The organism is Methylocystis sp. (assembly GCF_051061285.1).
In the GTDB taxonomy this organism is placed as follows: domain Bacteria; phylum Pseudomonadota; class Alphaproteobacteria; order Rhizobiales; family Beijerinckiaceae; genus Methylocystis.
Genome location: NZ_JBPFEA010000043.1, coordinates 1 through 12,896, shown reverse-complemented (window position 1 = coordinate 12,896; position 12,896 = coordinate 1). Strand labels below are relative to the sequence as shown.

Annotated in this window: 14 protein-coding genes; 9 read left to right on the top strand and 5 right to left on the bottom strand. The window is 64.3% G+C overall.

Translation table 11 applies throughout. From position 1 onward, the window contains the following. The first annotated feature begins 259 nt into the window (after positions 1 to 259). The 4 genes from cobT to ACR65T_RS15270 all read left to right on the top strand — a co-directional run bounded on the left by cobT (position 260) and on the right by ACR65T_RS15270 (position 4,042). Complete coding sequence (cobT, locus tag ACR65T_RS15285; protein WP_434497298.1) at positions 260 to 2,188, top strand: cobaltochelatase subunit CobT; 1,929 nt, start codon at positions 260 to 262, stop codon at positions 2,186 to 2,188. Between the two features lie 127 nt (positions 2,189 to 2,315). After that, on the top strand, positions 2,316 to 2,456 hold the full coding sequence (locus ACR65T_RS15280) for a hypothetical protein (RefSeq protein WP_196399485.1): 141 nt from the start codon (positions 2,316 to 2,318) through the stop codon (positions 2,454 to 2,456). Between the two features lie 50 nt (positions 2,457 to 2,506). After that, entirely contained in the window at positions 2,507 to 3,724 is a 1,218-nt protein-coding gene (locus tag ACR65T_RS15275) for a molybdopterin-dependent oxidoreductase (protein ID WP_434497297.1), read from the top strand. Between the two features lie 6 nt (positions 3,725 to 3,730). Beyond that, complete coding sequence (locus ACR65T_RS15270; RefSeq protein ID WP_434497296.1) at positions 3,731 to 4,042, top strand: cytochrome c; 312 nt, start codon at positions 3,731 to 3,733, stop codon at positions 4,040 to 4,042. A 7-nt stretch (positions 4,043 to 4,049) separates the two neighbouring features. On the opposite strand, the gene ACR65T_RS15265 is transcribed toward ACR65T_RS15270, so the two are convergent. Both ACR65T_RS15265 and ACR65T_RS15260 read right to left on the bottom strand, forming a co-directional pair. After that, entirely contained in the window at positions 4,050 to 4,844 is a 795-nt protein-coding gene (locus tag ACR65T_RS15265) for a quinoprotein dehydrogenase-associated SoxYZ-like carrier (protein WP_434497295.1), read from the bottom strand. A gap of 199 nt (positions 4,845 to 5,043) precedes the next feature. After that, positions 5,044 to 5,967, bottom strand: coding sequence for a quinoprotein relay system zinc metallohydrolase 2 (locus ACR65T_RS15260; protein WP_434497294.1), 924 nt, complete (start codon positions 5,965 to 5,967; stop codon positions 5,044 to 5,046). A 291-nt stretch (positions 5,968 to 6,258) separates the two neighbouring features. On the opposite strand from ACR65T_RS15260, the gene xoxF5 reads away from it, so the two are divergent. The 4 genes from xoxF5 to ACR65T_RS15240 all read left to right on the top strand — a co-directional run bounded on the left by xoxF5 (position 6,259) and on the right by ACR65T_RS15240 (position 10,170). Further along, positions 6,259 to 8,067 carry a lanthanide-dependent methanol dehydrogenase XoxF5 gene (xoxF5, locus tag ACR65T_RS15255; protein ID WP_434497293.1) on the top strand — a complete coding sequence of 603 codons (1,809 nt, stop codon included), beginning with the start codon at positions 6,259 to 6,261 and terminating at the stop codon, positions 8,065 to 8,067. Positions 8,068 to 8,215: 148 nt separating this feature from the next. Further along, positions 8,216 to 8,683: a c-type cytochrome, methanol metabolism-related gene (locus tag ACR65T_RS15250; protein ID WP_434497300.1), complete on the top strand. Its 468-nt coding sequence runs from the start codon at positions 8,216 to 8,218 to the stop codon at positions 8,681 to 8,683. An 18-nt stretch (positions 8,684 to 8,701) separates the two neighbouring features. Beyond that, a complete protein-coding gene (locus ACR65T_RS15245; protein ID WP_434497292.1) occupies positions 8,702 to 9,604 on the top strand; it encodes a substrate-binding domain-containing protein in 903 nt (300 codons plus the stop codon). Further along, the gene (locus tag ACR65T_RS15240; RefSeq protein ID WP_434497299.1) at positions 9,604 to 10,170 is read left to right on the top strand and encodes a PQQ-dependent catabolism-associated CXXCW motif protein; all 567 of its coding nucleotides are present in this window, start codon (positions 9,604 to 9,606) and stop codon (positions 10,168 to 10,170) included. Before ACR65T_RS15245 ends, ACR65T_RS15240 begins: the two co-directional genes overlap by 1 nt. A 103-nt stretch (positions 10,171 to 10,273) precedes the next feature. On the opposite strand, the gene ACR65T_RS15235 is transcribed toward ACR65T_RS15240, so the two are convergent. Beyond that, positions 10,274 to 10,894, bottom strand: coding sequence for a hypothetical protein (locus ACR65T_RS15235; RefSeq protein WP_434497291.1), 621 nt, complete (start codon positions 10,892 to 10,894; stop codon positions 10,274 to 10,276). Between the two features lie 45 nt (positions 10,895 to 10,939). Between ACR65T_RS15235 and ACR65T_RS15230 the strand changes: the two genes are divergently transcribed. Beyond that, positions 10,940 to 11,647, top strand: coding sequence for a HisA/HisF-related TIM barrel protein (locus tag ACR65T_RS15230; RefSeq protein WP_434497290.1), 708 nt, complete (start codon positions 10,940 to 10,942; stop codon positions 11,645 to 11,647). A 29-nt stretch (positions 11,648 to 11,676) separates the two neighbouring features. On the opposite strand, the gene fae (ACR65T_RS15225) is transcribed toward ACR65T_RS15230, so the two are convergent. Together fae (ACR65T_RS15225) and fae (ACR65T_RS15220) are read right to left on the bottom strand one after the other, a co-directional pair. Beyond that, positions 11,677 to 12,246 (bottom strand): formaldehyde-activating enzyme, encoded by a 570-nt coding sequence (gene fae, locus ACR65T_RS15225; RefSeq protein ID WP_175094739.1) that lies wholly within the window; start codon positions 12,244 to 12,246, stop codon positions 11,677 to 11,679. Positions 12,247 to 12,506: 260 nt separating this feature from the next. Continuing rightward, the coding region (gene fae / locus ACR65T_RS15220; protein WP_434497289.1) for a formaldehyde-activating enzyme at positions 12,507 to 12,896 on the bottom strand (390 nt) is incomplete at its 5' end.

Genomic DNA, 12,896 nt, shown 5'->3' with positions numbered 1-12,896 from the left:
TATCGACTTGCCTGCCTATCGACTTGCCTGCCTATCGACTTGCCTGCCTATCGACTTGCCTGCCTATCGACTTGCCTGCCTATCGACTTGCCTGCCTATCGACTTGCCTGCCTATCGACTTGCCTGCCTATCGACTGCCTGCCTATCGACTGCCTGCCTATCGACTGCCTGCCTATAGACTGCCTGCCTATAGACTTGCCCGGCCGCTGACCGCCGGCCGACTTGCGGCTTCGCCGAGCGGCGCGCATATAGTTCCGTCATGCCGCCAGTCCCAACAAACCGACGGCCTGCCTCGCCCAAAGAGGCGCCGCAGGAGCCGTTCAAGCGCGCCGTCGCCGGCGCCATGCGCGCCATGGCGCGGTCGCCAGCGCTCGAGGTGAATTTTGCCCCCGAGCGGCCCTCGCTGATCGCCGGCGCCGACGGGGCGAAGGCGCGGCTGACGGAGCCGCCGCGAAAGCTGAACGTAAAGGACGCCGCGATTCTGCGCGGTCAGGCGGATTCTCTGGCGCTGCGTCTCGCCTGTCACGACGACGCGCTGCATCGCCGCTATTCGCCAGAACCGGTGGCGGCCCGGGCCGCCTTCGACGCCTTGGAGCAGGCGCGCTGCGAGTCGATCGGCGCGATGCGGATGCCCGGCGTCGCCGCGAATATAAGCGCCATGCTCGACGACCGCTACCAGCGCAGCCATGCCGATGAAATCTCAGGCCGCGACGACGCGCCGCTTGAAGACGCGTTGGCGCTGCTCGCGCGCCAACGCCTGACCGGACTCAATCCGCCGCAGCACGCTCAAAAAATCGTCGAGCTGTGGCGCGATACGATCGAAGAGCGCGCCGGCGCAGATCTCGACCGACTGTCCGGGGCGGTGGAGGACCAGAAGCTTTTCGCCCAGATCGTGCGTGAGCTGCTTTCGCATCTCGATATGGCGAGCGGCGAAGCGCCGGACGAGACGCAGTCCGACGAGGAAAGCGAGGACGCGCCACAAAATCCCGACCAGAGCGAGAGCGACGATCGGGACGACGAAGAGTCCAAGAGCGCCGCCGAGATGGATACGGCGCTCTCGGCTGAAGACGCCGAGCAGGAAGGCGAAAGCGACTCCGCGGACGCGCCCTATGGCGAGACCGAGCGAGAGGCCGACGCCGGAGACGCCGAAGAGGCCGCCGAGGCGCGTCACCCGGCGACGAACGCCGCCGAGCGCGCCGGCGCCGATTATCACGCCTACACCACCCGCTTCGACGAGATCATTCGCGCCGAGGAGCTCTGCGACGTCGAGGAGCTGGACCGGCTGCGCGCCTATCTCGACAAGCAGCTGCTGCATCTCTCCTCTGTGGTGGGACGGCTGGCGAATCGGCTGCAGCGCCGGCTGATGGCGCAGCAGAGCCGTTCCTGGGAGTTCGACCTCGAGGAAGGCATGCTCGACCCCGCGCGACTGCCGCGGATCATCATCGATCCCCAGCAGCCGCTCTCCTTCAAGCGCGAAAAGGACATGGACTTTCGCGACACGGTGGTGACGCTGCTTCTGGACAATTCCGGCTCGATGCGCGGGCGCCCGATCACGGTCGCCGCCACCTGCGCCGACATTCTGGCGCGCACGCTGGAGCGCTGCGGCGTCAAGGTCGAGATCCTGGGCTTCACCACCCGCGCCTGGAAGGGCGGCCAGTCTCGCGAGGCCTGGATCGCCGAAGGGAAGGCGGCCAATCCCGGTCGCCTCAACGACATCCGCCACATCATCTATAAGGCCGCCGACGCGCCCTGGCGCCGCGCCAGACGCAACCTCGGCCTGATGATGCGGGAAGGGCTGTTGAAGGAGAATATCGACGGCGAAGCCCTCGATTGGGCGCATCGCCGTCTGCTCGCGCGCACAGAGCAGCGGCGCATCCTGATGATGATCTCGGACGGCGCGCCGGTCGATGATTCGACGCTTTCAGTTAACGCCGGCAACTATCTGGAGCGGCACCTGCGCCAAATCATTCACGAGATCGAGAGCAAGTCGCCGGTCGAACTCATCGCCATCGGCATCGGCCATGACGTCACCCGCTACTACCGCCGCGCGGTGACGATCGTCGACGCCGAGGAGTTGGGCGGCGCCATGACAGAAAAGCTCGCCGAGCTGTTCAGCGAAAGCGCCGCGCCCGCGCCGCCGCCGACCCAGCGCCGCTCCCGCGCGCCGCTCGCCGCCGCGCGTCGGTAACACAGCCGGCGCTTCAGCTTTTTTAACGATATTGCAACGATTCGCCGTCTCGCGCGTTTCTCTGCGGGTGCGTCTTTTGCTGAGACAAACGGCAGGGGCGCCCGGGTGGACTTGTAAGGGGATCGTGATGGCGTTCATCAACTGGCAGGACAAGGCGGCTCCGAGAGAGGCGAGCGAAGCGGAGCGGTTTCTGTGCGTTACGGGCGTTTTCGCACTTGCGACGCTGCCGTTCGCGCTATGCGCGGCGCTGACGATCTGGGGTTCGTGACGGTCTAGCCGCGCGGTCGCTGCAAAGCGCCGGCGCGAGCGGCGTGAACGATGCCCCGAGTCACGAGCAGGCGATCATTTCTGCGCGGCGCAGGCCTTGGGCTCGCAGCTCTGTCCTCGTTAGATGGACGGCGTGCCTTCTCGGCGGAAAGCGCGCGGCTGGGGTTCGCTAATGGCGAGCGGCCCCTCGTGCGCTACCCTGGGAAACGTGCGCTGATCGAGCAGACCGTCAGGCCGCCTCAGCTCGAAACCCCTTTCTCCGTTTACGACGAAGGCGTGTTGACGCCGAACGACGCCTTTTTCGTGCGCTATCACCTCGCCGGCGTCCCGCTCAGCATCGATCCAGCAGCCTTTCGCCTCGAGGTGCGGGGCCATGTCGAGACGCCGCTGTCGCTCTCGCTCGAAGAACTCAAGCGCGACTTCGCGCCGATCGAGATCGTCGCCGTGAACCAATGTTCCGGCAACAGCCGCGGCTTCGTCGAACCGCGCGTTGGCGGCGGACAGTTTGGCCATGGCGCGATGGGCAACGCTCGCTGGCGCGGGGTCGCGCTCAAGACGCTGCTCGATAAAGCCGGGCCGAAGCCGGGGGCTCAGTCCGTCGCCTTCAACGGGCTCGACGCGCCAGTGGCGCCGGAGACGCCGGATTTTATGAAGGCGCTCGACCTCGGCCACGCGGGCGACGGTGAAGTGATGCTCGCTTACGCCATGAATGGCGAAGACCTGCCATGGCTCAACGGCTTCCCGTTGCGGCTGGTGGTTCCCGGCTGCTACGGGACTTATTGGGTGAAGCACCTCAACGACATCGAGGTGCTTGACCGCGATTTTAGCGGCTTCTGGATGTCGAGCGCCTATCGCATCCCCGACAATGACTGCGTCTGCGTCACGCCCGGCGCGCCGAAGGGGACGACGCGGCCGATCAAGCGGCTCAATGTCCGCAGTTTCGTGACGCGGCCGGCTGAAGACGCGAAAGTCGCGGCCTATGTGGCATTCGAGGTCAGGGGCATCGCCTTCGATGGCGGCCATGGCGTCGAAGCGGTGCTGCTTTCAGCCGATAACGGCGCGAGTTGGGCCACAGCTCGGCTTGGCGAGGATCTCGGCCGCTATTCCTTCCGCGAATGGCGGACCGAACTGTCCCTGCGGCCCGGCGTGCATCATTTGAAATCCCGCGCCGTCAATCGCGTCGGCCAGTCGCAGCCCCTGGCGCCCTTATGGAACCACGCCGGCTATATGCGGCACGTGGTGGAGACAATTCGGATAGAGGCGGTCTAGCGGGACATGCAGCGCTTTCGCAAAACGCTCATCCTAGTGGCGACGGCGGCGTCTCTCGCGCCGGCGCTCGGCGCCGCCGAGACGCTGACCTATTCGCTGCCGGAAGAAACCGCGAGGCTGCGCCCCGGACCGGACCAGGAGACCGCGCAGAGCAATTGCGCCGCCTGCCACTCCGTCGACTATATCGAGCGCCAGCCGCCCAAGATGGGCCGGGCGTTCTGGGAGGGCGTCGTGAAGAAGATGATCGCGTCGTACCATGCGCAGATCGACGAACCCGACGCCGCCGCGATCGTCGATTATCTCGCCGCGACCTATTGAGCGCCGCTCAGGTAGCTTCGCCGATCGGCCATTCGCCCTTGTAGACGCCGCCCTTGTTGTCATGGGCCTCGACGCGGATCGTCTTCGCGCCGTTCGGCGCATAGGTGAAGCGAAAGGTCGGGTCTTCGGACAGCGAAATGCCGCCCTCCATTTTGAAGATCGGCGCGTCGCCCTGAAAGACTTCGACAGAGTCGATGAAATGCGCGGGGAGATAGGCGCGCGAGACCGGGTCCATCTGCATCCCCGAGGCGTTCGGGTGGCGGATCATGATCTGCGCCTCGCGTTTTGCGGGATCGGAACTCTTGAACTCGCGATATTTCATCTTGCCGAGATTGGCGACCGCCTCGTCCTCGTCCTTGACCGCCGGCGCCGAACAGCCGCCCGAGGCTTTGACGAATTTGGCGTCGGCGCGCAGTTTGCCGTCGCCGGTTTCCGCCACCGCATGGACGTTGGAATAGGAATTGACCCGCACGCGGGTTTCGATGAAGCCGACGCCGGAGGTGTCGCCGAGCGTGAAGGCCGCGGCCATCGGCATCGGGTTCTGGTCGATGACCAGCGTCGCGACCTTGATTTGCGTCGGGTCGGCGAAGCGCATGGTCATCGGAACGATCGCCGCGTCCTCCGCCCGCGCCGGCGCGTCGAGCGTAATGACGCCGTCCGCCGCCGCGATCGGGCGGCTATGGAAAATGTCGACGACGAGCTCCGGCCAGGGATCGGGCGCGGTTTGGGCGAGGGCCGCGGTCGAAAGGAGAGCGAAGAGGGCGCCGGCGGCGGAAAGAGCTGCTGTGTTCATATCCGGCATCCTCCAAACAAGTCCGTCATTGCGAGCGTAGCGAAGCAATCCATCGAAAGGCGCCCCGGCTCCGGTTTGCTGCGTCGGTTTCTTGCGAAGTCGGGTATACCCGACTTCGAATAAAGCTCCTCGCAATGACGGCAAGAGCGCTGATCTCCCGGCAAGAATAAGCGCCAACTCTGGTCGCCGTCACGTGACAAAGTCATCCTCACGGTCCTTCCCACTCCAGCTCGGCGAATCCCGCCGTCGCGTTGCGGGCGTTGTAGTCCTCGAACAGCCGCCATTTCTCCCGCTCGTCGGCGCCGGCTTCCTTGGCCGCCGCCGCGACGCCCTCGCCCTTCTTGATCGCGGCCCGGAGATCGGCGGTCAACCGCATCAGGTAAGCGCGCTCGTCCTCGAGCGCCTTGGGCCAGGGCGCGGGGAGGGGGCCATGCCCGGCGACGACCTGCGTCGCCTTGATCGCCGCGAGCCTGTCGGCGACGTCGAGAAAGCCGAGCAGGCTGCCGTCGACGACCGGCACATGCTGCAAAAAGAGCAGATCGCCGGAAAAGAGCACGCCGCTCTTTGGATCGAGAATGGTGAGGTCGCATTCGCTGTGCGCCGTGCGCCACGCCTGCAGGACGATCTCGCGATGGCCGAGATCGAGCGTCATCGTCTGGCCGACAGTCAGTGTCGGGGGAACGATCGTGACGCCGTCGAGGGCGTCGCCCATCTGCGCGCGAAACGCCGAAAGATAGTGCGGCCCACGCGCCGCCAGCGCCCGCGGCAGATTTTTATGTCCGACGAAGGTCGCGCCGGTCTCGACGAAGGCGCCATTGCCGAAAACATGGTCGGGATGGGCGTGGGTGTTGATGACGTAGCGAATGGGCTTTTGCGTTTTCTCGCGCAGCGCCGTGAGGAAGGCGCGGCCTTCGATCAGGCTGCCGCCCGTATCGATCACCGCGACCGATTCGTCACCGACGATGGCGCCGAGATTGGCGATGTCGCCCATATTTTCCCGGGTCATGAGGGAAGTTTCGCCCTGATGCGCGTATACGCCGGGGGCGATTTCACCTAAGGAGAAGGCGCGGGCGGGATTCCCGGCGACGAGCGGCGCGAGCGCCGCGACAAGCGCCAGCATGCGACGCAACATGTTGTTCGCCTTGGCTGTTTTATGGGCAGGCCGATGCGCTGCATCGCACGGCAGCGCCATTGTTTTTTGCGATTGCGATTCAAGAGCTAGCGACATATTATCCCGCCGTTTCCGAGTTAAAAGATGTCTTCCGGACGGGAACCGGGAGCTTCTCGCCGCTGGTGGACGTTTTGTCCCGCCGGCATGAGACATAAACGGAAATCGCCTTCCCAATGTCGAGGCGCCTAGGAGGCACGACGTCGGCGGCGGCGCATAAAAATGCGCCCCGGGCGTCGTCAGGAGGAAAAGCTCATGCATAAACTGTTGTTGTCGACTTCGGTGGCCGTACTCGCGCTCGCCGGCGCGGCGAAGGCCGACGATTTGCTGACCCTGCAGAAGGATCCCAAGCAGTGGGTGATGCCGACCGGCGATTACGCCAATTTGCGGCATTCCGCTCTCAAGCAGATCACGACCGAGAACGTCGGCAAGCTGGCGCCGGCATGGCAGTTCTCCACCGGCGTTCTGCGCGGCCATGAAGGCGCGCCGCTCGTCATCGGCGACGTCATGTATCTGCATACGCCATTCCCCAACAATGTTTACGCGCTCGATCTGAAGGATCCGGACCACAAGATCCTCTGGAAGTATGAGCCCAAGCAAGACCCGTCGGTCGTGCCGGTGATGTGCTGCGACACGGTGAATCGCGGCCTCGCCTATGGCGACGGCAAGATTTTCCTGGCGCAGGCCGACACCACGCTCGTCGCGCTCGACGCCAAGACCGGCAAGCTCCTTTGGTCGGTCAAGAACGGCGATCCCTCCAAGGGCCAGACCTCGACCGCCGCCCCGCATGTCTTCAAGGACAAGGTGTTCGTCGGCATCGCCGGCGGCGAATTCGGCGTGCGCGGCCACATCACGGCCTATGACGTGAAGACCGGCCAGCAGGTGTGGCGCGGCTATTCGATGGGCCCCGACGCCGACACGCTCATCGAGCCGGGCAAGACCACCCATCTCGGCAAGCCGGTCGAGAAGGACTCAGGGATCACGACCTGGGAAGGCGATCAGTGGAAGATCGGCGGCGGCACCACCTGGGGCTGGTACAGCTATGATCCGGACCTCAATCTCGTCTACTACGGCTCGGGCAATCCCTCGACCTGGAACCCCAAGCAGCGTCCGGGCGACAATCGCTGGTCGATGACCATCTGGGCGCGCGACCTCGACACCGGCAAGGCGAAGTGGGTTTACCAGATGACGCCCCACGACGAGTGGGACTATGACGGCATCAACGAGATGATTCTCGCCGACCAGGACATGGGCGGCCAGAAGCGCAAGACTCTCGTCCACTTCGACCGCAACGGCTTCGCCTATACGCTTGACCGGGTCACCGGCGAACTGCTTGTCGCCGAGAAATTTGATCCGGCGGTGAACTGGGCGAGCAAGGTCGATATGGACAAGAGCTCCAAGACCTATGGCCGTCCGCTCGGCGTGGCGAAATATTCGACGGAGCAGAACGGCGAAGACGTCAATACGCAATATGTCTGCCCGGCGGCGCTTGGCTCCAAGGACCAGCAGCCGGCGAGCTATGACGCGACGACGGGACTGTTCTTGGTGCCGACCAACCACGTCTGCATGGACTATGAGCCGTTCCGCGTGAGCTATACGGCGGGCCAGCCCTACGTCGGCGCGACGCTGGAAATGTTCCCGGCGGGCAAGGACAAGGGCGAGACCCACACCGGCAACTTCATCGCCTGGGACGCCAAGGCCGGCAAGATCGTCTGGTCCAATAAGGAGCAGTTCTCGGTCTGGGGCGGCGCGACGTCGACGGACGGCGGCGTCACCTTCTACGGCACGCTCGAGGGCTATCTGAAGGCCGTCGACACCAAGACCGGCAAGGAGCTCTATAAGTACAAGACTCCGTCGGGAATCATCGGCAACGTCACCACCTATGAGTCGGGCGGCAAGCAGTATGTCGCGGTGCTCTCGGGCGTTGGCGGCTGGGCCGGCATCGGCTTGGCGGCTGGCCTCTCGAAGAGCAACGAGGGACTCGGCGCCGTGGGCAACTATGCGTCGCTGGCCAATTATACGGCTCTCGGCGGCGTGCTGACTGTCTTCGCTCTGCCGAACTAAGCGAGACGCGAAGCAATTAAAAGCCGGCGCTCGGCGCACCGTCAAGGTGCCGCCGAGCGTCGGCGTTTACACCGTGTGGGAAGAAAAGAGACCAAGGAGAGAGGTAATGAGATCGTCGCTTGCCGGAGCGTTAGCTCTGGGCGTCATCATGTGCGTGGGAAGCTCCGCAATGGCCGAGGCGCCGGGAGACCCCAAGGCCGTCAAATCGGTCGACGGCAAATATTTCGACGCCAAAGGCGACCCCACCTACAACGTCGGCCCCGACGGCAAGGTGGACTGGTACACCTTCTCCGGCTATCGCCGCTATCATGCGGAATGCCACGTCTGCCACGGCCCCAACGGCGGCGGCTCGACCTATGCGCCGGCGCTCAAGGATTCGGTGAAGCGGTTCGACTACGCGGAGTTCGCCGGCATCGTCATCGGCGGCCGCCAGAACGGCAACAGCGTCATGCCCGCCTTCGCTGAAAACAAGAACGCCTCCTGCTATATCGACGATCTCTATGTCTATCTGCGCGCGCTCTCGACCGGCGCCATCGAGCCCGGCCGTCCGGCGAAGAAGGAAGACCGCCCGGAGGCCTTCGCCAAGGCCGAGACCGAGTGCATGAATCAGAAATAAGAGCGTCGATACGATCGCATGATCCGCTTTGATATCCGCCGGCGCGGATTTTCCGCGCTGCTCTCGACGGGCTGGGCCGCCGCGATCCTCTCTGTGGCGGCCCCCGCCTCGGCGCAGCATATGGGGCCAGACTTCGGCGCCAAGGGAGACGACAATCAGGGTTCGATTGAACTCGTCGATCCCAAGACGCTGCGCGTATGCGCCGATCCGAACAATCTGCCCTTTTCAAACGACAAGGGCGAAGGCTTCGAGAACAGAATCGCCGAATTCCTCGCCAAGAAGCTCGGCAAGGATCTCGCCTATACCTATTATCCGGGCGCCACCGGCTTCGTGCGCAATACGCTTAACGCGCATCTTTGCGACGTCGTCCTCGGCATGCCGCAGGGCAACGACCTGGTGCAGACCACCAATCCCTATTACCGGACGACCTACGCCATCGTGACCCGCGCGGGCTCGGAGCTTGACGGCCTAAAGACGCTCGACGATCCCCGTCTGAAGGAAAAGCCGCATCGCGTCGGCCTTGTCGCCAACACGCCGCCCGGCAATGTGCTGGCGATGAATGGTCTGATGGCGTCAGTGAAGCCCTATGCGCTGATGGTCGACACGCGCATCGAATCTTCCGGCGCGGCGATGATGCATGATCTCGAAAAGGGCGACATCGACGTCGCGCTGCTGTGGGGGCCGATCGCCGGCTACTATGCCAGACATTCGAGCGTGAAGCTGAATGTGACGCCGCTGCCGGAGACGCCCGGCGCCCGCATGGCCTTCCGCATCGGCTTCGGGGTTCGCCATTCCGATCAGAACTGGAAGCGCGAACTCAATACGCTGATCGCCCAGAACAAAATCGAGCTGGAGCGCATTCTTCGCGATTATGGCGTCCCGTTGCTCGATGAGTCGGGACATGCGATCACGGTTCCGTGATGAATCTGGCGAATCATTTGGCTCGCGGCGTTCTCGCGCTTTGCGCGGCGGTCGCGCTTTGCGCCGCGCCGGCTTTCGCCCAAGCGCCGCCGGAGCCGGAAAACTATCGCCTCGACAATTATCATGCGCCGACGCCCGCGACGCTTAAGGGCGCGACGGTGCTCGACACCCCGCAGGCGTTTGAACTGTGGAGCGGCAAGAAGGCGGTTTTCATCGACGCCTTGTCGCGGCCGCCAAAGCCGGAAGGCCTGCCGAAGAATGCAGTGTGGCGGGATCCGAAGCGCTTCGACATTCCCGGCAGCGTCTGGCTTCCCGACACCGGCTTTGGCGAACTCTCCGAACCGATGGCGCGCTATTTCGAGCAGGGCGTGGCGCGCGCGAGCGGCGGCGACACATCGAAGCCGCTCGTCTTCTATTGCCGCACCAATTGCTGGGCGTCCTGGAACGCCGCGAAACGCGCGCTCACCCTCGGCTATACGCATGTGCTGTGGTATCCGCCCGGCGCCGACGCCTGGGAGCAGGCCGGTCATCCGCTCGAGGAGCGCCAGCCCGAGCCGCGCGAGTAGGGCGCCGCGTCATCCGTCATTGCGAGCGAAGTGAAGCAATCCAGGCTGGCGCGGATTTTTTGGATTGCTTTGTCGCTACGCTCCTCGCAAGGACAGGCGACGCTCACTCCATCGCCTGCTGGATTGCGCGCGCGAGCGCGCCAAAACGCTGCTCGATCAGCGCCGGGCTCTCGCACACATAGCCGATCATGCGCCGCTGCTCCTCGAACAGCCGCAGCCGCCACTGCACGGCTTCGCTCGCCTTTTTTATCGCTTCGGGGTCCGGCGGCTTTTGATCCTGCAGTTCGCGCAGCGTCTGCGTCTCCTTGCGCGCCGTCTCCGCCATGGCTTTCAGGCGCCGGCCAAAACGGTCGAGGCCGTTTACCAGGTCGCGCCGCTCGTCATTCATGCGCTCATAGACGCCGGCGAACAGCGTCGTCAGGCGCTCCTTGCGCTTGTCGCCCGCCGATTTGGCGAATTGCGCGATAAGCGTCTCCGCTTCGTCGATTGGCGTGCGTCGCTGCGCGAGGCGCGTGACGAGATCGGCGACCGTTGCATCGTCGCGCCAATGCTTCACCGCATCGTCGAGCGGCGGACCGGCCCAGACGCCGCCGACCGCGAGCTCGGGCACGCGCACCTGTCGGCACGGCCAATCCGGCTGGCTCTGTTGGGGCGGCGCCTGCGCCGCAGCGACGTCGGCGAAAACGAGCAAAAAAAGCGCAAGAAGCAGGCTACGATGAATCATGAGGCTCGCCGGACGTCGCAGGATCGCGACGCGCTATAATGCCCCATGCAGATCATCCCCGTCATCGATATTCGCAACGGCGCGGTCATGCGCGCCCGAGCCGGCGACCGCGACAGCTACAAGCCAATCTCTACGCCGCTTGCGGCGACGAGCGCGCCGGCCGATGTCGTCGCCGGTTTTCTGACGCTTCATTCATTTGAAAAAATCTATATCGCCGATCTCGACGCGATCCAGGGAAGCGGCGACAACCGCCGCGAGATCGGCGTGTTGACCGAGCGATTTCCATCGCTTCGCTTTATGGTCGACGCCGGCGCCAAGTCTTGCGACTGGCGCGGCGCAGCGCGCGTCGATTGCGTGATCGGCAGCGAATCTTTGCGCGACAGCGAAGCCCTGCGCGCTGTGAAGCATGATCCCAATGTCGTTCTCTCGCTCGATTTTCGCGGCGATGTTTTTTTGGGTCTGGATGCGCTGCACGAATCTCCCAAGCTGTGGCCGAGCCAGGTCATCGTCATGACGCTGACGCGCGTCGGCGTCAGCGCGGGTCCCGACTTTGCGCGCGTCTCGCAAATCATCGAGCGCGCTGGCGACCGGCGGGTCTTCGCGGCCGGCGGCGTTCGCGACGCGGACGATCTTGAACGGCTTGAGGCGATCGGCGCCGCAGGCGCGCTTGTCGCCACGGCGCTGCATGACGGCGCTCTGACCAGCGCCGACCTCGATCGATTCACATCGGCGCACAAAAAAAGGGAGCCCTGAGGCTCCCTTGAAAAGCGAACCGCCAAAACTCAGTTGGCGGCGAAGGGATGTTTCGCGGTGACGCGGGCCGACAACACGCTGCGCGCGCTCGGATCGCCTTTCATCGCGCGGGCGATGGCTTCCTTCGTCGCAGAGTAATTGAAGTCCTGAATCTTCTGATCGTCGTTGGCTTCCCAGTGGATGAATACGCCGACGCAGATGAAGAGGTCGTCCGCCTGGCTCATCGGAATGACGCCCTCGGCGACGCTGTCGGCGACCGCCTTGGCGACGCCATACTGCGCCGGGCCGAACATCTGAACGGCCTGCTTGGCGTTCTTGATGGTCACCTTGTTGAACATCATCGTATAGGGCTTCACCAACAGGTTCGGCGCGACGACCGCGAGCAGCGTCGTAAAGCCGTCCTTGTTGTTGACGAGGCCGTTGGCGAAGGCCTTCTCGGCGGCGGAGCCGCGCGGACCCATGATCAGGTCGATATGCGCGACCTCATTGCCATCGCCGACGAGCGATTCGCCGACGCTGGTCTTGGCGCTGCTCGACGTGAAGCCGGACGACGGCTTCGGAAAGAGCGCGCCCAGTATTTTCTCAAAGAACGAAGCCATGATCCCATCCCTTCCGGTGCGTTCGCGTCCCTGCGGCGACTTCGACTTTGCGCGCGCGGAATGCCCCTATTGCTGGTTGCGCCCTCCCTCGGGGAAGACGAAATTTCTGCTGGCGGCCGCCCCCGCGCGCCAGACTTTAGAACTCTGCCGGCGTCATCGTTTTGCAGCGTCGATGCTTGGCCGCTTGAGCGGCGGCGTCGGTCGGCTGCGAGCGCGGCGGCGGGGAGCGTTCGGCTCCCCGCTGCGCATGTCCTAGCGGTTCAGTTCGGCGCGAAGGGGTGCTTGGCTTCGTTGCGCTTGGCGACGACTTCCGAAGCCTTCGGCTCGCCCTTGACGGCGCGGGCGATGGCTTCCTTCGTCGCGGTATAATTATAGTCCTGGATCTTCTTGTCGTCCGAAGCGTCCCAGTGAATGAACACGCCGACCGCAATGAAGATGTCGTCGGCCTCATCCATCGGGATCACGCCCTCGGCGACCGAATCCGCGACCGCCTTGGCGACGCCATGCTGCGCCGGGCCGAACATCTGCACCGCCTGCTTGGCGCCCTTGATCGTCACCTTGTTGAAGAGGATCGTGTTGGGCTTGCACAGAAGGTTCGGCGCGACGACGGCGAGCAGCGTCGTGAAGCCGTCCTTGTTGTTGACGAGCGC